Raw genomic sequence first — 18,607 nt, forward strand, 5'->3', positions numbered from 1 at the left:
TAGACAATGGAAGCAATAGCAAAATTAAACAATTGTCCAACCTCACCGCGTAAGATGCGTTTGGTTGTAGATCTTATCAGAGGTGAACGTGTAGAAAAAGCATTAAGCATTTTAAAGTTTACCAATAAAGAAGCAGCAATAAGAGTTGAGAAATTATTATTATCTGCTATCAAAAACTGGGAATCTAAAAATGAAGGTGCTCGCCCTGAAGAAAACCAACTTTTTGTAAAAACAGTTATGGTTGATGGTGGCCGTCAGTTAAAACGCTTACGTCCAGCTCCTCAAGGCCGTGGATATAGAATTCGTAAACGTTCTAACCACGTAACGCTGATTGTAGATAGTAAAAGTACAGAAACAACTCAAAACTAATTTTAGGAAATGGGACAAAAAGCAAATCCAATAGGTAACAGGTTAGGTATCATCAAAGGATGGGATTCTAACTGGTTCGGTGGCAACAACTACTCCGATAAATTAGTTGAAGATGAGAAAATAAGAAAATACCTTTCTGCCCGTATCGCTAAAGGCGGTGTTGCAAAAGTAGTAATCGAGCGTACGTTAAAACGTATCACGGTAACTATCCACACAGCTCGTCCAGGTATCGTAATCGGTAAAGCAGGTGCTGAGGTTGATAAAATTAAAGAAGAGTTAAAGAAATTAACTAAAAAGGAAATTCAAATTAACATCTTCGAAATTAAACGCCCAGAACTTGATGCACAATTAGTTGCAGAAGGTGTTGCAAAACAATTAGAAGCAAGGATCTCATTCCGTAGAGCAATGAAATCTTCTATCGCATCAACCATGCGTATGGGTGCTGAAGGTATCAAAATCATGACTTCTGGTCGTTTAGGTGGTGCTGAGATGGCACGTACTGAGCAGTATAAAGAAGGAAGAGTGCCTTTGCATACATTCCGTGCTGATATCGACTACGCTTTAGCTGAAGCCTTAACTACTTATGGTAAAATAGGTGTTAAAGTTTGGATCTGTAAAGGTGAGGTTTATGGAAAACGTGATTTGTCTCCAAACATTGGTGCAGCAAACAACGGTCCAAAAGGCCAATCAGATAAACCAGCTTTCGGTGGAAGAGATAACCGTGGTGGTGGAAGAGATAACCGTGGCGGTGGTAACGACAGACGTGGTGGAAACCAAGGCGGTGGTCGTGGTCCAGGCCAGAGTGGTGCAAACAGAGGTGGTGGCGCAGGCGCTAACAGAGGTCCTCGTAAATAATTGATTTATTAACATCGTTTAACGATTAGAACAAAATAAAATGTTACAGCCAAAAAGAACGAAGTTCAGGAAGATGCAAAAAGGCAGAATGAAGGGTTTAGCTTCTCGTGGAGCTGAGTTAGCATTCGGATCTTTCGGTATCAAATCTCTAGAAGCTACTTGGATCACAAGTCGTCAGATAGAGGCTGCCCGTATTGCCGTAACTCGTTTCATGAAACGTGAAGGCCAAGTATGGATCAGGATCTTCCCGGACAAACCGGTAACTAAAAAACCTGCTGAGGTACGTATGGGTAAAGGTAAAGGTGCTCCTGAGTATTGGGTAGCAGTTGTAAGACCAGGACGCGTAATTTTCGAAGCTGAAGGTGTGCCTTTAGAAGTTGCTAAAGAAGCATTGCGTTTAGCAGCTCAGAAATTACCGATCCAAACCAAATTCGTAGTACGTAGAGATTACGTAGAAGCATAGTAAAGTGTTGAGGTGAATGTTGTAAATACTTGTTTATTATAACCGCTACACTCAACGTAAAAGAAAAAGAAAAATGAAAAATTCAGAAATCACAGGGCTTTCAAAAGAAGAATTAGTAGCTAAGATTGCGGAAGAAAAAGAGAACTTATCAAAATTGAAGTTCGCTCACACTATTTCAGCTATCGAAAATCCTTCACGCATTGCAAAAGTAAGGAAAGACATAGCCCGTTTAAACACTGAGTTGACTAAAGTGAAAAACACTGAGTCAGCTACTGAAACTAAATAATTTGAGAGTCGACATGGAAAGACAATTAAGAAAAACAAGAACCGGGTTAGTGGTAAGCAACAAGATGGATAAATCTGTTGTAGTGAGCGTGGAACGTAAAGTAAAACACCCGATTTATGGTAAGTTCGTAAAGAAAACTACCAAATTTATGGCTCACGACGAGAAAAACGAATGCGGTATCGGTGATACAGTATTGATTATGGAAACTCGTCCTTTGAGTAAAAACAAGAACTGGAGATTGGTACAAATTTTAGAAAGAGCTAAATAAGATGGTACAACAGGAATCGAGATTAAACGTTGCTGATAACAGCGGCGCAAAAGAAGTATTGGTAATTCGTGTGCTAGGTGGAACCGGCAAACGTTATGCTTCAATTGGTGATAAAGTAGTTGTTACCGTAAAAAGCGCGTTACCTTCAGGTAACATTAAAAAAGGTACAGTTTCTAAAGCAGTTGTTGTAAGAACTAAAAAAGAAATCCGTCGTAAAGATGGTTCTTATATCCGTTTTGACGATAATGCTGCTGTATTATTGAACGCACAGGATGAGCCAAGAGGTACACGTATCTTTGGCCCGGTTGCGAGAGAACTACGTGAAAAACAATTCATGAAAATTGTATCATTAGCACCGGAGGTATTATAAAATGGGAAACAAAGTAAATACACCATCAAAACTTAAAATCCGCACAGGAGATTTAGTTAAAGTCATTGCTGGCGATTCAAAAGGTCAACAAGGAAAAGTACTTTCAGTACTTATAGATAAAAACAGAGCCATTGTGGAAGGCATTAACTTAGTATCTAAACATACTAAACCAAATGCTGCTAATCCAAACGGTGGTATTATTAAAAAAGAAGCTGCTCTTCACATTTCTAACTTGATGTTGGTTGATCCAAAATCTGGTAAAGCTACCCGCGTAGGTCGTAAACTTAACGCAGATGGTAAATTAGTTAGAGTTGCTAAAATTTCAGGAGAGGAGATTAAATAATGGCTACACCAAGATTAAAAAGCAAATACAAAGAAGAAGTTGTAAATGCATTAAAAGAAAAATTTCAGTACAAAACTGTAATGCAGGTTCCTAAATTGGAAAAAATCTGTATCAATCAGGGTGTTGGTCGTTTTTCTGTTACAGATAAAAAGATTATGGATACCACTATCGTTGAGTTGACTACCATTACTGGTCAGCAAGCGGTTCCGGCTAATTCAAAGAAAGATATCTCTAACTTTAAATTACGTAAAGGCATGCCAGTAGGTGTACGTGTTACGTTGCGCGATAACAACATGTACGAGTTCTTAGATCGTTTGATCTCTGTAGCTTTGCCTCGTATCCGCGATTTCAAAGGTATTAATGATAAAGGATTTGATGGAAAAGGTAACTATACATTAGGCGTTACTGAGCAAATCATCTTCCCTGAGATTAATATCGATAAAATCAATAAAATTTTAGGTATGGATATAACTTTCGTAACTTCGGCAAAATCTGACGTTGAAGCGCTTGAGTTATTGAAACAATTCGGATTACCATTTAAAAATCAAAAAACAGCAGAATAATGGCAAAAGAAGGTGTAAAAGCACGCGAAGTTAAGCGCCAAAAATTGGTAGCTAGATACGCTGAAAAACGTGCAGTATTAAAAGCTGCAGGAGATTTCGAGGGTTTAGATAAATTACCTAAAAACTCATCTCCAGTACGTTTACACAACCGTTGTAAATTAACTGGTCGCCCTCGTGGATATATGCGTACCTTTGGTATTTCAAGGGTAACGTTCCGCCAGATGGCACTAGACGGTAAAATACCAGGTGTTAAAAAAGCATCTTGGTAATATAAAGTACTAGTACTGAGTATCAAGTATAGAGTAGCAAGTATCAGGACCATATCGGACTTGATACTTGTATCTTATTACTTGATACTTATTTCTATGCTAAAAAAGAATTTTAACCGGTAGCAGGTCCCACAGCTGGGTAGCAGAAGGAAACCACTATCAAAAACAATAAAAAATGAATACAGATCCAATAGCAGATTATTTAACAAGAGTAAGGAATGCCATTAAGGCCAACCACCGTGTTGTAGAAATTCCTGCATCAAACCTTAAAAAAGAAATTACTAAAGTTCTTTTTGACAAAGGTTACATCGCGAACTACAAGTTTGAAGATACTACAGTTCAAGGCACTATTAAAATTGCTTTGAAGTACAATCCAATTACTAAAGTTCCTGCTATTCGTACATTAGTGCGAGTAAGTAAACCAGGTTTGAGAAACTATGCTGGTGTTGAAAATATGCCAAGAGTATTAAACGGTTTAGGTATCGCAATCTTATCTACTTCTAAAGGTGTAATGACCGATAAAGAAGCAGCCAAATTAAACATTGGTGGTGAGGTATTGTGTCACGTTTATTAATATTAGGAGAACAGCACAATGTCAAGAATAGGAAAAGCCCCAATTACAATCCCTGCAGGTGTTACAATTACCGTATCAAAAGATAACGTAGTAACTGTAAAAGGTCCTAAAGGTGAATTAACACAAGCAGTAGATTCAGATATCACTGTAAGTCAGGAAGACGGAATTTTAACAGTTCAACGTCCTTCAGAACAAAAGAAACACAAAGCATTACACGGTTTATATCGCTCATTGCTTAACAACATGGTTGTTGGTGTTACAGAAGGTTATAAATTAACTCAAGAATTAGTAGGTGTTGGTTACCGTGCTACAAACCAAGGTAACACACTGGATCTGGTTTTAGGTTATTCTCACCACTATGTATTCCAATTGCCAGAAGAGATTAAAGTAACTACATCTTCAGAAAAAGGTCAGACTCCTAAAATCGTTTTAGAAAGTATTGACAAACAATTGATCGGTCAGGTAGCAGCGAAAATCCGTTCGTTACGTGCACCAGAGCCATATAAAGGTAAAGGTATCAAGTTTGTAGGTGAAGTGTTAAGAAGAAAAGCAGGTAAATCAGCATCTAAAAAATAGTAATCATGGCAGGTAAAAAATTATCAAGAAGAGATCGTATTAAAAAAGGGATCAGAAAAAGACTTACCGGTTCGGAAGAACGTCCAAGGTTATCTGTATATAGAAGCAATAAAGGGATTTATGCGCAGGTAATTAACGATGTAACCGGTAAAACAATAGCATCAGCATCATCATTATCGAAAGATTTTACTGGTACTGGAAACAAAAGCGATCAGTCGGTAGCAGTAGGTAAATTAGTTGCCGAAAAAGCAATCGCTGCAGGTGTTAAAGAAGTTGTTTTCGATAGAAATGGCTATTTATACCACGGTCGTGTAAAATCGTTGGCAGAGGGTGCCCGCGAAGCTGGTTTAGTATTTTAATCTGAAGAAAAAGTAAGATGTCAACTATTAATATAAAAAGAGTAAAAACCACCGATATCGAATTAAAGGATCGTTTGGTTAGTATACAACGTGTTGCCAAAGTAACCAAAGGTGGCCGTACTTTCAGCTTCTCAGCAATTGTTGTTGTAGGTGATGAAAACGGTGTTGTTGGTTTCGGTTTAGGTAAAGCGAAAGAGGTAACTGAAGCAATTGCTAAAGGTGTGGATGATGCTAAAAAGAACTTGGTAAAAGTTCCAATTTTAAATGGCACTGTTCCTCACGAGCAAATCGGTAAATTTTCAGGTGGTTTCGTTTTAATCAAACCAGCTGCAGTAGGTACCGGAGTAATTGCTGGTGGTGCGATGCGTGCTGTATTAGAGAGTGCTGGCGTGCATAACGTATTGGCAAAATCTAAAGGATCATCTAACCCACACAACGTGGTAAAAGCAACTGTTGATGCGTTAACTAAAATGCGTGATGCTTATACAGTAGCTCAAACTCGTGGTATAGATTTAAACAAAGTATTTAACGGATAATATCATGGCTAAGATCAAAATAACACAAGTAAAAAGCGTTATCGACAGAAGCGAGCGCCAAAAAAGAACCGTTCAGGCTTTGGGTTTATCTAAAATGAACCAAAGTGTTGAGGTTGAAGCTACTCCGCAGATTATCGGTATGGTTCGCAAAGTGAACCATTTGGTAGCAATCGAAGCAATCTAGTAAAAGTTTTAAAGGTAGTATGGGTAAAAGCCGGTACTACCTTTATGTATGTTTAATCGTTGTACCTGTTTAGTGAAAGCGAAGGGCAACACAAATTCAAAAAAATGAATTTAAGTAATTTAAAACCTGCAGTAGGTTCTACAAAAAACAGCAAAAGAATTGGTCGTGGTACAGGTTCTGGTCGTGGCGGTACTTCAACTCGTGGTCACAAAGGTGCGGGTTCCCGTTCAGGTCACAAAACCAAAATCGGTTTCGAAGGTGGTCAAATGCCTTTACAACGTCGTGTGCCTAAAGTTGGTTTCAAACCAATTAACCGTACAGAATATGTTGGTGTAAACTTAGATGTTTTGCAAGCTTTAGCTGAAAAACACAGCTTAACAACTATCGATTTCGCTGCTTTACAAGCACATGGTTTAGCTTCTAAAAATGACTTAGTTAAAATTTTAGGTCGTGGTGAAGTTAAAGCTAAGCTAGAAATTACAGCACATGCGTTCTCTGCAACCGCACAAAAAGCTATTGAAGCCGCAGGTGGTTCTATTGTAAAATTGTAATTATTAAATGAAGAAGCTATTTACTACTTTAAGTAATATCTGGAAAATTCAGGAATTAAAAGAGCGTATATTGTTTACGCTCTTAATTCTTTTGGTATACCGTTTCGTATCTCACGTGGTTTTACCAGGTGTAGATCCAACTGCTTTAGGCAATAACGAAAAATCAGGAATCTTAGGCTTACTAGATATGTTTGCCGGAGGTTCTTTCTCTCGTGTGTCTATTTTAGCATTGGGGGTAATGCCTTATATCTCTGCATCGATTGTGGTGCAACTATTGGGTATTGCTGTTCCTTCTTTCCAAAAAATGCAGAAAGAGGGCGAAAGTGGTAGAAAGAAAATGAACCAGATTACGCGTTACCTAACGGTAGCGATCACAATCGTTCAATCTGTTGGTTACGTTAAAACGCAAGTTCCTGCAGAAGCTATTTTATTGCCAAACACTTTATTCTTAGTGTTATCTACGTTTGTATTAACGGCAGGTACATTATTTGTAATGTGGTTAGGTGAAAAAATTACTGATAAAGGTATTGGTAACGGTACGTCACTAATCATTATGGTTGGTATTATTGCCCGTTTACCAGTTGCAATTTCTCAAGAATTTAGTGCGCGTGTAGGCTCATCTAGTGAAGGTGGAGGCCCGGTTGCATTGGTTTTAGAGATCGTTGCATTATTTGCAGTGGTAATGTTTACCATTTTAATTGTTCAAGGTGTACGTAAAGTACCTGTACAGTACGCAAAGAAAATTGTTGGTAACCGCCAGTTTGGTGGTGTTCGTCAGTACATTCCTTTAAAGGTAAATGCTGCAGGTGTTATGCCGATCATTTTTGCTCAAGCGTTAATGTTTATTCCGGGTGCTTTAATGCAGTTTGTTCCTTCATTACAAGGTTCTTGGTTAATCCAGTTCAGCAACACAACTTCGTTGGCTTATAGCTTAACGTTCGCATTTTTAATTATCGCATTTACTTTCTTCTATACTGCAATTACAGTTAATCCAACTCAAATGAGTGATGATATGAAGAAAAACGGTGGTTTTATCCCAGGTGTTAAACCGGGTTTTGCAACATCAACTTTTATTGATGATGTAATTTCTAAAATCACTTTCCCAGGTGCGGTATTTTTAGCGATCATTGCTATTTTACCTTCATTAGCGGTTAAGTTCGGCATTAAACAAGAGTTTGCACACTTCTTCGGTGGTACTTCTTTATTGATTTTGGTTGGTGTTGTATTGGATACTTTACAGCAGATCGAAAGTTATTTATTGATGCGCCATTATGATGGTTTGATGAAAACGGGTAGAGTTACTGGCAGAACAGGTGTTCCTGCTGCAAGTAGCAACGCAGCGTTGTAGTGTAACGGATGTCTAAAATTTATTACAAATCTCTTGAGGAGATCGAGTTAATAAGAGAAAGTTCCATGCTTGTTTCTAAAACTTTAGCCGAAGTGGCCAAGGTGATAAAAGCAGGCATGACTACTATCCAATTAGATAAACTAGCCTACGAGTTTATAAGTGACCACGGAGCGATTCCGGCATTTTTAAACTACAATGGTTTCCCTAATTCTTTATGTATTTCGCCAAATGAACAGGTTGTTCACGGTTTTCCAAGCGAATACGTAATCCAGGAGGGCGACTTAATTTCAGTTGATTGTGGGGTGATTAAAAACAATTATTTTGGCGATTCGGCTTATACCTTCTCTATCGGGGAGATTGATGCCGAAAAACAGAAATTAGTTGAGGTTACTAAACGTTGCCTGGAACTGGGTATAGAAAAAGCTGTTGTTGGTATGCGGATCGGTGATATCGGTTTCGCTGTTCAACAGTATGCAGAAGCTAATGGATTTGGTGTAGTAAGAGAGCTTGTAGGACATGGTGTTGGTGTAAAACTTCATGAGAAACCAGAAGTTCCGAATTATGGGAAACGTGGTGCAGGACCAAAACTTGAAGAAGGAATGGTAATTGCGATAGAACCCATGATCAATGCAGGCGTAGCCGGTGTTAAATTCCATAACGATGGATGGACGGTAACCAGTAAAGACAATAAACCATCGGCACATTTTGAACACACAGTAGCCGTAAAAAAGGGCAAAGCAGATGTTTTATCGACGTTTTCTATAATAGAAGAAGTTTTACAACAAAAAAAATAAATAATTAAAATTTTTTATTTAATTTTGCAACCCTGTTTAGAAGCAGCTAATTAAGTAACAATCAATAAAATATGGCTAAACAAGCCTCAATTGAACAAGACGGAGTAATAAGAGAAGCATTATCCAATGCGATGTTCCGGGTAGAACTCGAGAACGGGCATGAGATTATTGCGCACATTTCAGGAAAGATGAGGATGCACTACATCAAGATTCTTCCTGGTGACAAAGTAAAATTAGAGATGTCGCCGTATGATTTAACAAAAGGTCGCATCACTTATAGATATAAATAAAATGAAAGTTAGATCATCAATTAAAAAACGTAGCGCTGATTGTAAGATTATTCGCCGTAAAGGTAAACTTTACGTAATCAACAAGAAAAATCCTAAATACAAGCAACGTCAAGGGTAATTAAGAATATTGTAATGAACCGCACAACGGTGGCCCGCCGTTCGGAATTACTTAAAAAATAAATAAATATGGCAAGGATTTCAGGTATTGATTTACCAAGAAACAAAAGAGGTGAGATCGGTTTAACCTATATCTACGGAATTGGTAGAACAACTGCTCAACGTATTTTAACTACGGCAGGTATCGATTTAAATAAAAAAGTACAAGACTGGTCTGATGATGAGTTATCAGCAATCCGTACAATGATCAACGATGAGATTAAAGTAGAAGGTGCTTTACGCTCAGAAGTTCAGTTAAACATCAAACGTTTAATGGATATTGGTTGTTACCGTGGTTTACGTCACAGAAAAGGTTTACCTTCTCGTGGTCAGCGTACTAAAAACAACTCACGTACTCGTAAGGGTAAGAGAAAAACAGTTGCTAACAAGAAAAAAGCTACTAAGTAATAGATAGATATGAGATATGAGATTTTAGATGTGCGCACCATGTCTTTAAAATCTGCTCAGATCTGGAATAAAAGATAAAAAGTAGGATACTGAGTATCGGGGTAGAGAAAGTCTCATACCTCAAGTCTCATATCTAAAATCTAAAAGATAAAATGGCTAAGAGTAAAAAAGTAACAAAAAAACGTATCGTTGTAATTGAGCCTGTTGGTCAGGCACATATCAATGCTACCTTCAACAACATTATCGTTACCTTAACAAACAACAACGGACAGACTATTTCATGGTCTTCTGCTGGTAAAATGGGCTTTAAAGGTTCTAAAAAGAACACACCATATGCAGCTGGTCAAGCAGCTTCAGATTGTGGTAAAGTTGCGTTTGATTTAGGTTTACGTAAAGTTGAAGTATTTGTAAAAGGTCCGGGTTCAGGTCGTGAATCTGCAATCAGAACTTTGCAAGTAGCAGGTATCGAAGTAACATCTATTAAAGATATTACTCCACTTCCTCACAACGGATGTCGTCCTCCTAAAAAGAGAAGAGTTTAATTAATTTTAAAGCTAAGAATCTCCAGCTTCAGGTTGGATGATACTTTAAAACAGAAAAAAAATGGCAAGATATACAGGCCCAAAATCAAAAATCGCCCGTAAATTCAGAGAACCAATCTTCGGTCCTGATAAGGTGTTAGACAGAAAAAATTATCCTCCTGGGCAACATGGCTCATCAAAAAGAAGAGGAAAACAATCTGAATATGCTATCCAGTTAATGGAGAAACAAAAAGTAAAATATACTTATGGTGTATTAGAAAAACAATTCAGTAACTTGTTTAAAAAAGCATCTTCTCGTGCTGGTATTACCGGTGATAACTTACTTCAGTTATTAGAAGCACGTTTAGATAACACAGTTTACCGTTTAGGTATTTCAACAACCCGTTCTGGTGCACGCCAGTTAGTTAGCCATAAACACGTTACCGTGAATGGTGAAGTTGTAAATATCCCTTCATATCAGTTAAAAGCTGGTGATGTGGTTGCTGTTCGTGAAAAATCTAAATCTTTAGAATCAATTAGTAACTCAGTTGCAGGTAGAACTATTAATAAGTTTGCTTGGTTAGAATGGAACGCCAGTGAATTAACTGGTAAATTCTTAACCTACCCTCAACGTGATGAGATTCCTGAGAACATCAAGGAAAACTTAATCATCGAGTTGTACTCAAAGTAATAAATGAGCTAGTTAATTACCTCAAAAGGGTAATTAACTTTTTTCATATTACTATATATTCAATAACGAATTTAAAAAATTATAAATGGCAATTTTAGCATTTCAGAAACCAGACAAAGTGATCATGCAGAAATCAACTGATTTCGATGGCACATTTGAATTTCGTCCTTTAGAGCCCGGTTTCGGTGTAACAATTGGTAATGCCTTAAGAAGAATTTTACTTTCTTCATTAGAAGGTTATGCTATTACTACTATTCGTTTTTCAGGCGTTTCTCACGAGTTTTCTACCATGAAAGGTGTTGTAGAAGATTTAACTGACATTATCTTAAACTTAAAACAAGTTCGTTTTAAGAAAACAGGTGATTCAGGTGATTCTGAAAAAGTTTTCATCATCGTTAATGGTCAAGATCAGTTTAAAGCTGGTGATATCACTAAATTCTCTAACAACTTTACAGTTTTAAACCCGGAGCATGTAATTTGCAACATGGATAAATCTGTTACTTTGGAAGTGGAATTAACCATCAATAAAGGACGTGGTTATGTACCTGCTGAAGAAAATAAAGTTGCTGATGCTGTTGTAGGTGTAATCGCAATCGATTCGATTTATACTCCAATGAAAAATGTAAAATACACGATCGAAAACTTTCGTGTTGAGCAAAAAACGGATTATGAAAAATTGGTTTTAGATATCTCTACTGACGGTTCAATTCATCCAGAAGAAGCATTAAAAGAAGCGGCTAAGATCCTTATCCAACACTTTATGTTATTCTCTGATGAGAATTTAGTATTAGAATCTCAAGCTAAAGAAGAAACTAAAGAAGTTGATGAGGAAATTTTACACATGCGTAAAATCCTTAAAACTGAGTTAGTAGATATGGATCTTTCAGTTAGGGCATTAAACTGCTTAAAAGCTGCTGATATCCGTACTTTAGCTGATTTAGTTTCTTACGATGTTGCTGATATGTTAAAATTCAGAAACTTCGGTAAAAAATCTTTAACAGAGATCCAGGAATTAGTAAAATCAAAAGGTTTATCATTTGGTATGAACCTGTCTAAATTTAAATTAGACGAAGAGTAATCCCTAAATCCCTTAAAGGGGACTTAGAAAAATAAATAATTTTTCACAGTGTATAATTCCCTCAGCTTAATTGCAACGAGACGGTATACACTCAATTAAAAAACAATGAGACACGGTAAAAAAGTAAACCACTTAGGTAGAACCGCAAGCCACAGAAAGGCGATGTTAGCTAACATGGCTTCATCACTTATTTTGCACAAAAGAATTACAACAACTTTAGCTAAAGCTAAAGCTTTACGTACTTATGTTGAGCCAATTATCACTAAATCAAAAAATGATACTACTCACTCACGTCGTACAGTATTTGCTTACTTACAAGATAAAGAAGTAGTAACAATCTTATTCCGCGAAATTGCTGAGAAAGTTGCAAACCGTCCAGGTGGTTACACTCGTATCATTAAATTAAACAACCGTTTAGGTGATAACGCTGAAATGGCTTTAATTGAATTGGTAGACTACAATACAGTTTACGGTAAAGATGCAGAGGTTAAAGAAGAGAAGAAAACAACTCGTCGTGGTAGAAGTAAAGCTACTGCTGCACCTAAAGCTGCTGAAGCGAAAGCTGAAGTTGCCGAAGAAGTTGCTCCTGCTGAAGAAGCTCCTGCTACTGAAGAACCAAAAGGAGAATAATTTTATTCACCTTAAGATCAAAAAAGTCCTGTTCGAAAGAGCAGGACTTTTTTTGTGCCGTTTTGTGCTGTCAGATGTTGCCATCTGACTTTTTGTATATTATTAAAAGCATAGAATTTTCGTGCCGTCAGATGTTACCATCTGATGGATACCGAAGGTTTATAAGTGATTTGTGGAAATTGATTAATTTTTTGTGTCAGATGGGAACATCTGACACCACTATGAACCTATGCAATTGCAATAGTCTGCAAGATTTTTTTGCTGTCAGATAATAGTTATTTGAGTAGCATTACTTTTGGCATCATTCGATTAGGCACATGATCAGCACCATTGAACTATTGATCAATGAACCAATGAACCAATGAACCAAATCAAGCAAACGTTTGTCTCATTTTTTTATTACATAGCATTATTTCAGCTAGCTATCTATAAATTAGCCTCAAACAAATTTGAAATGAAATTTAGGCTTTTTCTATTACTCTGTCTTTTCGGACAGCTATCTCTTAATGCACAAACGCTAAAATATACCAATGGTAACAATGCCTGGAACCCTGATTCGTTAGGCAACCATAGAGTTGTTGTGCAGTTTGCTGGTACAGGCAAAATTGCCCATGCTAAAATTGATTGGCGCCGGAGGGATGAACATCCGGAATTAAAAGGAATCCTCGTACAAGATGCCAATGGTAAAATGGTTTCGGTTGTGGGTACAGATAAACTGACAAGAGAAAGTGCTGATGTTTATTTCGAAGCACCTGGAGCTGGAAAATATTATGTTTACTACCTCGCTTATAAAAATGAGGGAAGAAGTAATTATCCGAAAGGCGTTTACTTAAAGCCCAAACAGGCTGACCAGGCATGGTTAATAGCGGCTAAGCAGGTTAAAGTGAATGCTTCTGTTGTCGAGATCCAGTCGATCGATACTTTCAATTCTTTTTATCCAATGGAAGTAATTGCCACTGGCAAAGAAACCGCTGCAATAAAGACCAAATATGCAGCAGAAGCTTTTATCGTTTTTCCAGAAGATAGAATGTTTCCAATCAAAATGCAGAACGATTTACCTTATCGTTGGGTACAAAAAGGTGCTGCAAATACTTTTACAGGCTCGGCTGGTAAAGGCGAAAACTATGCTTTTCAATTAGGCGTATTTGCTTTGAAAGATCTCAAGAATGTTGTGGTTAGCTTCGGAGATTTAAAAAATGAAGCCGGAAAAGTAATCTCTTCAAAATATATCAATTGCTTAAATACCAATGGAACGAGTTACGATAACAAACCTTTGGTTGAAACCGTAAATGTGACCTCTGGGAAAATTCAGCCAATGTGGATTACGGTTAACATCCCTAAAAATACAGTTGCAGGCATTTATGCCGGAAAATTTACGGTCAAAGCCAATGGGAAATCTAAAGTAATCGATGCCAAAATTACGGTAGGTAACGAAGTTTTAGCCGATGCGGGTGTAGGAACCCCAGATAAACAGACCCGCTTAACCTGGTTAAATTCTACTTTGGCACAAGCAAATACAGTTGTTGCTCCTTACACACCGCTAACTGTTGAGGGCAATGTAATCTCGCTTTTAGGTAGAAAGTTCGAAATTAATACTGATGGTTTCCCTAAGCAGATTCAAACGTTCTTCAACGCAGAGATGACGGCTTACAGCGAAAAACCCAATAACATTTTGGCAGAGCCTATTCACTTTCACTTTTTTAATACGCCGAAAACGCAGGAGAAATTTGTTCCAAGTGATTTCCAGATCACGAGTAAAGAAGCTGGAACAGTAAAATGGAAAGCAACCAACACTTCAGAAAACCTGAAAATGGATTTGGAAGGTGCTTTGGAGTTTGATGGCTATGTACATTATGTAGTTAAGGTAACTGCTTTAAAGGATGTGGAGTTTAGTAATGTCGATTTTCATATCCCTTTTGATAAGAATTCGACAAAATATTTGATGGGCTTAGGTGAAAAGGGTGGCGTTAGACCAGATACCGTAAAGTGGAAATGGGATGTGGCCAATAAAAACCAGGATGCTGTTTGGATCGGGAACGTAAATGCGGGCCTGTATTACAACTTAAGAGATGAAAACTATGTTCGCCCGCTTAATACTAATTTCTATCTTCAGAAGCCTTTATTATTACCTAAATCGTGGGGTAATGGAGATAAAGGTGGTATCCAGATCAATGTTAAAGGCAGTTCGATGCTTGCCGACAATTTTACCGGTGCAAGAAGAATGAAAAAGGGTGATGTGTTATACTACAATTTCAATTTACTGATCACGCCTTTTCATTTGCTTAACACCGATTTTCAATGGGAAAACCGTTTTTACCATAAATATGGTGATTTAGATACGATCAAAGCTAAAGGCGCAACAGTAGTGAACATTCACCATGCCACACCGATCAACCCCTGGATCAACTATCCATTTATCGAATGGAAAAAGATGAAAGATTATATCGGTAGTGCACATTCTAAAGGTTTAAAAGTTAAAATTTATAATACGGTTCGCGAGCTTTCCAACCATACTTACGAGTGGCCAGCTTTAAGAAGTTTGGGAACTGAAGTATATTCTCCGGGTAAAGGGGGAGGATTTAGCTGGTTACAGGAGCATTTAGATTCTAATTATATTGCCGCCTGGTTTGTACCCGAAATTAAAGATGCTGCTGTAATTAACAGCGGAATGAACCGTTGGCACAACTATTACGTAGAAGGAATGAACTGGTTGGTAAACAACGTTGGGATTGATGGGGTATACTTGGATGATGTGGCATTTGACCGCGTAACCATGAAACGTATAAAACGTGTATTGACACAGGATAGCCACCCGGGTATTATCGACCTGCACTCAGCAAATCAGTACAACAAAAGTGATGGTTTTAACAATAGTGCCATTTTATATCTGGAGCATTTCCCTTATTTGAACCGTTTATGGTTTGGCGAATACTTCGATTACCAGAAAAACAATCCCGATTTCTTTTTAACAGAAGTAAGCGGAATTCCTTTTGGATTAATGGGAGAGATGTTACAGGATGATGGAAACCCTTGGCGTGGTATGATTTATGGCATGACAAGTCGCTTGGGCTGGTCTGACAAAAGTGATCCAAAACCATTATGGAGAGCTTGGGACAATTTCGGAATAAAAGGATCTGAGATGATCGGTTACTGGAGTGAAAACTGTCCGGTTAAAACCGATAATGCAAAAGTGCTGGCAACTGTTTACAAACAAAAAGGTAAAACAATGATTGCATTAGCAAGCTGGGCAGAGGGGGATGTAAAGGTTAATTTAACCATCGACTGGGCCAAGTTAGGTTTAGATGCCGGTAAAGTAAAAATAACAGCTCCTGCAATTGATAAGTTTCAAACTTCTGGAAGTTATCCTGATGGAAAATCGGTTCCTCTTGAAAAAGGAAAAGGTTTGATTTTGATAGTGGAATAAAATATCGTCGTCACCCTGAACTTGTTTCAGGAACTTTGTAACAGAAGCGACGTACCGATAATGCAAATAATATTATATCGTCATTTCGAGCGGAGTGCAGCGCAGTCGAGAAATCTATTATAGATCTCTCCATTTCGCTATGCTCCAGTCGAGATGACGATTTTTTTTGAGAAGCTATATCTTCACATTCTCCATTCCGTACTGTTTCAGCACATCTGCTGGAACACCGGCCCACTGGTTTGGTGCATTACCCACATAACCAATATCTTTTACGCCAATTTCTGTAGTGTAAAAACCTGATGCAGTTAAATTTCTCATTCTATTGAAAAAGGTTACACCCACCTGCATTTCCGGTCTCGCTTTTTTAGGGTATGCAATTTCATCTACAATTGAAATTTGTTGATCCTCGGATGCCTCAACAAATGATTTTTGGAATTTATTAAAGCTGTATATATCCAGCCATTTCAGGCCGCCACGCATCGGTACTTTATGTTCCGGAATATCTTTTACAATAAATTCGATAAACTCCGGCACTTTGGCATCAGATGCACTGCCCGATACATCATCTTTAGGAATGATAATATCGGCAAGAATAGTAATGGTAGCCATTTCGTGTTTAGTGAAAAAGGTTTCCGCTTTTAATTTCTTATCACGGTCTATTTCCCATTGTTCTCTTCCGGCTTCTTTTGCAGTTTCTTCTGGTGCGGCTACTTCGGTTTTTGTTTCAGGCTGTTTACAGGCTTCTAACAGTACCGCAGTACTAACAGCTGTTAAACCTAATGCTTTTATGGAATCACGTCTATTCATATGGTAATTCTTTAAATGTTTTGTTTTTTCTTTTGAGCTAAAATATATTCAGCAGTACGCATAGATAGGGCCAGGATAGTCCAGGTGGCATTTTTATCACCTTGTTGAACAAATGGACCAGCATCAACCACAAACAGGTTTTTACAGTCGTGCGCCTGGCAGTATTTATTCAATGCTGATTTTTTAGGATCGTCGCCCATGCGGATGGTTCCAACTTCATGGATAATTTTTCCGGGGTTGAGTAAACCGTAATTGGTATCTGCGCCCTGAATTTCGGAAGTAACCACTGCACCCATTTCTTTCATGATGGAAAGGAAGGTTTCTTGCATATGTTTAGCCTGCAGAATTTCATCTTTAGCCCATTTATAGTTAAACCTTAAAACTGGAATACCATATTTATCTACTGTATTGGGGTCAATTTCACAATAATTGTCTTCTCTGGCTATTGCCGTTCCGCGACCAGCCATTCCGACACCAGTTCCATAGAAACGGCGGTAATCATCCTTTAGCGATTTTCCGTAACCTCCGGCTTCTTTCATTTTGCCATCTCTGCCAGGTACCATTCCGTTCATTTGGGCTACGCCGCCGCCAAAACCATATGCAGGCATCCCCATGCCACCCCAATATTCGATGTGGTAACCACGCGGGAAGTTTAGTTTACGGTTATCCAACCACCAAGGCGAATAGATATGTACACTGCCCAAACCATCTTCATTATAACGTTTTCTGTCCATTAACTGGGGGAGAAAACCCGAAACACTTGCTCCGGTAGAATCGTGCAGATATTTTCCAACCACGCCACTGCTATTGGCCAGGCCGTTTGGGTGAGAAGTTGATTTTGAATTCAACAATATGCGGGCCGATTCGCAGGCACTGGCACCTAAAATAACCAGTTTGCCATTTACCTGATATTCTTGCAGGTCTTTTCGGTTTACGTACGAAACGCCTTTTGCAGTACCGTCTTTATCGGTAATTACTTCGCGCACCATGGCATCGGTAATCACAGTCAGGTTTCCTGTTTTTACGGCAGGGTTTACCAAACATGAAGACGAAGAAAAATCGCCATAAACCTTGCAGCTTCTTCCGCACTGACCACAGTAAAAACAAGGTGCACGGTCGTTGTTATTGGGTAAGGCTTCGGTAAGTACAGATCCACGGCCGGTAATTACCTTTACACCAGCTTTTTCTGCACCTTTTTTGATGAAAAGTTCGTTTAATCTCGGTTTTGGCGGTTTCATAAAGATTCCGTCTGGTTCATTTTCTAAACCCTCTGCCGTTCCATAAATACCGATCATACGGTCAACTTTATCGTAGAACGGTTTTACATCCGCGTAGGTAATGGGCCAGGCATCGGTTAAGCCATCTTTAGGTTTAAAATCGTCCGGACCCATCCGCAAAGAAATTCGTCCCCAGTGATTGGTACGCCCACCGAGCATCCGTGAACGGAACCATTCGAATTCGCTTTTGTTTTTCTGGGTATAAGGCTCGCCTTCTAATTCCCATCCTCCATAAGAAGCATCAAAATCTCCAAATGGACGCGTTGTACTGGCGCCGCGACGGGGAGATTCCCAAGGCCATTTTAATTGATGTGAATCTAATCGCGGATCGAAATTTTGACCAGCTTCGAGCATTAAAACCTTTTGACCTGCATGTGCCAGTACATATGCAGCCATTCCACCACCCGCACCTGAGCCAACAATAATGGCATCATAAACGGTAGGCGATTTTTTTATCTGAAAGTCACTCATGAATTGTGGTTAGCTATTTTTATATACTCTAATCTAAAGTTTATTTTTTTGAAATAGAAGTGTCCGACTATTTTGGAATCAATATAGATAATATTGCCCATTTGTATTTCTAAATCGTATTACGTGAGCACCCGATTAGCCGTTTT

The 18,607-nt window shown here is 38.3% G+C and carries 27 protein-coding genes; 25 read left to right on the forward strand and 2 right to left on the reverse strand.

Translation table 11 applies throughout. The features are described from left to right. Positions 1 to 6 precede the first annotated feature (6 nt). From rplV to AC07VK_RS10365, 25 genes are all read left to right on the forward strand, one after another. The gene (gene rplV / locus AC07VK_RS10245) at positions 7 to 369 is read left to right on the forward strand and encodes a 50S ribosomal protein L22 (RefSeq protein ID WP_029278650.1); all 363 of its coding nucleotides are present in this window, start codon (positions 7 to 9) and stop codon (positions 367 to 369) included. Positions 370 to 378: 9 nt separating this feature from the next. Further along, positions 379 to 1,224: a 30S ribosomal protein S3 gene (rpsC, locus tag AC07VK_RS10250; RefSeq protein WP_492960241.1), complete on the forward strand. Its 846-nt coding sequence runs from the start codon at positions 379 to 381 to the stop codon at positions 1,222 to 1,224. Positions 1,225 to 1,264: 40 nt separating this feature from the next. Further along, entirely contained in the window at positions 1,265 to 1,687 is a 423-nt protein-coding gene (rplP, locus tag AC07VK_RS10255; protein ID WP_010599903.1) for a 50S ribosomal protein L16, read from the forward strand. A gap of 73 nt (positions 1,688 to 1,760) precedes the next feature. Next, the gene (gene rpmC / locus AC07VK_RS10260; RefSeq protein ID WP_025145217.1) at positions 1,761 to 1,973 is read left to right on the forward strand and encodes a 50S ribosomal protein L29; all 213 of its coding nucleotides are present in this window, start codon (positions 1,761 to 1,763) and stop codon (positions 1,971 to 1,973) included. A gap of 13 nt (positions 1,974 to 1,986) precedes the next feature. Continuing rightward, the gene (gene rpsQ / locus AC07VK_RS10265; RefSeq protein ID WP_010599901.1) at positions 1,987 to 2,241 is read left to right on the forward strand and encodes a 30S ribosomal protein S17; all 255 of its coding nucleotides are present in this window, start codon (positions 1,987 to 1,989) and stop codon (positions 2,239 to 2,241) included. A 1-nt stretch (position 2,242) separates the two neighbouring features. Beyond that, a complete protein-coding gene (gene rplN / locus AC07VK_RS10270; RefSeq protein ID WP_010599900.1) occupies positions 2,243 to 2,611 on the forward strand; it encodes a 50S ribosomal protein L14 in 369 nt (122 codons plus the stop codon). 1 nt (position 2,612) lies between these two features. Beyond that, positions 2,613 to 2,954 carry a 50S ribosomal protein L24 gene (gene rplX / locus AC07VK_RS10275; protein ID WP_029278653.1) on the forward strand — a complete coding sequence of 114 codons (342 nt, stop codon included), beginning with the start codon at positions 2,613 to 2,615 and terminating at the stop codon, positions 2,952 to 2,954. Further along, entirely contained in the window at positions 2,951 to 3,517 is a 567-nt protein-coding gene (rplE, locus tag AC07VK_RS10280; protein WP_086547740.1) for a 50S ribosomal protein L5, read from the forward strand. The genes rplX and rplE overlap by 4 nt, the downstream gene beginning before the upstream one ends. Further along, on the forward strand, positions 3,517 to 3,786 hold the full coding sequence (gene rpsN / locus AC07VK_RS10285) for a 30S ribosomal protein S14 (RefSeq protein WP_025145214.1): 270 nt from the start codon (positions 3,517 to 3,519) through the stop codon (positions 3,784 to 3,786). The genes rplE and rpsN overlap by 1 nt, the downstream gene beginning before the upstream one ends. 175 nt (positions 3,787 to 3,961) lie before the next feature. Beyond that, positions 3,962 to 4,360 carry a 30S ribosomal protein S8 gene (gene rpsH / locus AC07VK_RS10290; RefSeq protein ID WP_010599896.1) on the forward strand — a complete coding sequence of 133 codons (399 nt, stop codon included), beginning with the start codon at positions 3,962 to 3,964 and terminating at the stop codon, positions 4,358 to 4,360. Between the two features lie 18 nt (positions 4,361 to 4,378). Next, on the forward strand, positions 4,379 to 4,936 hold the full coding sequence (rplF, locus tag AC07VK_RS10295; protein ID WP_492954068.1) for a 50S ribosomal protein L6: 558 nt from the start codon (positions 4,379 to 4,381) through the stop codon (positions 4,934 to 4,936). A 5-nt stretch (positions 4,937 to 4,941) separates the two neighbouring features. Further along, on the forward strand, positions 4,942 to 5,295 hold the full coding sequence (gene rplR, locus AC07VK_RS10300) for a 50S ribosomal protein L18 (RefSeq protein ID WP_029278655.1): 354 nt from the start codon (positions 4,942 to 4,944) through the stop codon (positions 5,293 to 5,295). 17 nt (positions 5,296 to 5,312) lie between these two features. Further along, on the forward strand, positions 5,313 to 5,831 hold the full coding sequence (rpsE, locus tag AC07VK_RS10305) for a 30S ribosomal protein S5 (RefSeq protein ID WP_010599893.1): 519 nt from the start codon (positions 5,313 to 5,315) through the stop codon (positions 5,829 to 5,831). A 4-nt stretch (positions 5,832 to 5,835) separates the two neighbouring features. Then, complete coding sequence (gene rpmD / locus AC07VK_RS10310; RefSeq protein ID WP_010599892.1) at positions 5,836 to 6,015, forward strand: 50S ribosomal protein L30; 180 nt, start codon at positions 5,836 to 5,838, stop codon at positions 6,013 to 6,015. A 104-nt stretch (positions 6,016 to 6,119) separates the two neighbouring features. Beyond that, entirely contained in the window at positions 6,120 to 6,566 is a 447-nt protein-coding gene (rplO, locus tag AC07VK_RS10315; protein WP_025145210.1) for a 50S ribosomal protein L15, read from the forward strand. Between the two features lie 7 nt (positions 6,567 to 6,573). Beyond that, the gene (gene secY, locus AC07VK_RS10320; RefSeq protein WP_029278656.1) at positions 6,574 to 7,914 is read left to right on the forward strand and encodes a preprotein translocase subunit SecY; all 1,341 of its coding nucleotides are present in this window, start codon (positions 6,574 to 6,576) and stop codon (positions 7,912 to 7,914) included. 8 nt (positions 7,915 to 7,922) lie between these two features. After that, the gene (gene map, locus AC07VK_RS10325) at positions 7,923 to 8,708 is read left to right on the forward strand and encodes a type I methionyl aminopeptidase (protein WP_230149484.1); all 786 of its coding nucleotides are present in this window, start codon (positions 7,923 to 7,925) and stop codon (positions 8,706 to 8,708) included. A gap of 71 nt (positions 8,709 to 8,779) precedes the next feature. Further along, positions 8,780 to 8,998: a translation initiation factor IF-1 gene (gene infA, locus AC07VK_RS10330; RefSeq protein WP_010599888.1), complete on the forward strand. Its 219-nt coding sequence runs from the start codon at positions 8,780 to 8,782 to the stop codon at positions 8,996 to 8,998. 1 nt (position 8,999) lies between these two features. Further along, positions 9,000 to 9,116 carry a 50S ribosomal protein L36 gene (gene rpmJ, locus AC07VK_RS10335; protein WP_010599887.1) on the forward strand — a complete coding sequence of 39 codons (117 nt, stop codon included), beginning with the start codon at positions 9,000 to 9,002 and terminating at the stop codon, positions 9,114 to 9,116. A 68-nt stretch (positions 9,117 to 9,184) separates the two neighbouring features. Next, a complete protein-coding gene (gene rpsM, locus AC07VK_RS10340) occupies positions 9,185 to 9,562 on the forward strand; it encodes a 30S ribosomal protein S13 (protein WP_010599886.1) in 378 nt (125 codons plus the stop codon). Positions 9,563 to 9,714: 152 nt separating this feature from the next. Further along, positions 9,715 to 10,104 (forward strand): 30S ribosomal protein S11, encoded by a 390-nt coding sequence (gene rpsK / locus AC07VK_RS10345; protein WP_010599885.1) that lies wholly within the window; start codon positions 9,715 to 9,717, stop codon positions 10,102 to 10,104. 61 nt (positions 10,105 to 10,165) lie between these two features. Further along, positions 10,166 to 10,774, forward strand: coding sequence for a 30S ribosomal protein S4 (gene rpsD / locus AC07VK_RS10350; protein WP_029282720.1), 609 nt, complete (start codon positions 10,166 to 10,168; stop codon positions 10,772 to 10,774). Positions 10,775 to 10,859: 85 nt separating this feature from the next. Beyond that, positions 10,860 to 11,852 (forward strand): DNA-directed RNA polymerase subunit alpha, encoded by a 993-nt coding sequence (locus tag AC07VK_RS10355; protein ID WP_025145205.1) that lies wholly within the window; start codon positions 10,860 to 10,862, stop codon positions 11,850 to 11,852. Between the two features lie 105 nt (positions 11,853 to 11,957). Continuing rightward, complete coding sequence (gene rplQ, locus AC07VK_RS10360) at positions 11,958 to 12,482, forward strand: 50S ribosomal protein L17 (protein ID WP_029278659.1); 525 nt, start codon at positions 11,958 to 11,960, stop codon at positions 12,480 to 12,482. A 454-nt stretch (positions 12,483 to 12,936) separates the two neighbouring features. Continuing rightward, positions 12,937 to 15,906 carry a glycoside hydrolase domain-containing protein gene (locus AC07VK_RS10365; RefSeq protein ID WP_492960244.1) on the forward strand — a complete coding sequence of 990 codons (2,970 nt, stop codon included), beginning with the start codon at positions 12,937 to 12,939 and terminating at the stop codon, positions 15,904 to 15,906. A gap of 174 nt (positions 15,907 to 16,080) precedes the next feature. On the opposite strand, the gene AC07VK_RS10370 is transcribed toward AC07VK_RS10365, so the two are convergent. Then, positions 16,081 to 16,713 (reverse strand): gluconate 2-dehydrogenase subunit 3 family protein, encoded by a 633-nt coding sequence (locus AC07VK_RS10370; protein WP_492960246.1) that lies wholly within the window; start codon positions 16,711 to 16,713, stop codon positions 16,081 to 16,083. A gap of 11 nt (positions 16,714 to 16,724) precedes the next feature. Continuing rightward, the gene (locus tag AC07VK_RS10375; protein WP_492954064.1) at positions 16,725 to 18,461 is read right to left on the reverse strand and encodes a GMC family oxidoreductase; all 1,737 of its coding nucleotides are present in this window, start codon (positions 18,459 to 18,461) and stop codon (positions 16,725 to 16,727) included. Positions 18,462 to 18,607: the final 146 nt, after the last annotated feature.

It is taken from the genome of Pedobacter sp. GW821-FHT01D05 (genome assembly GCF_059422505.1).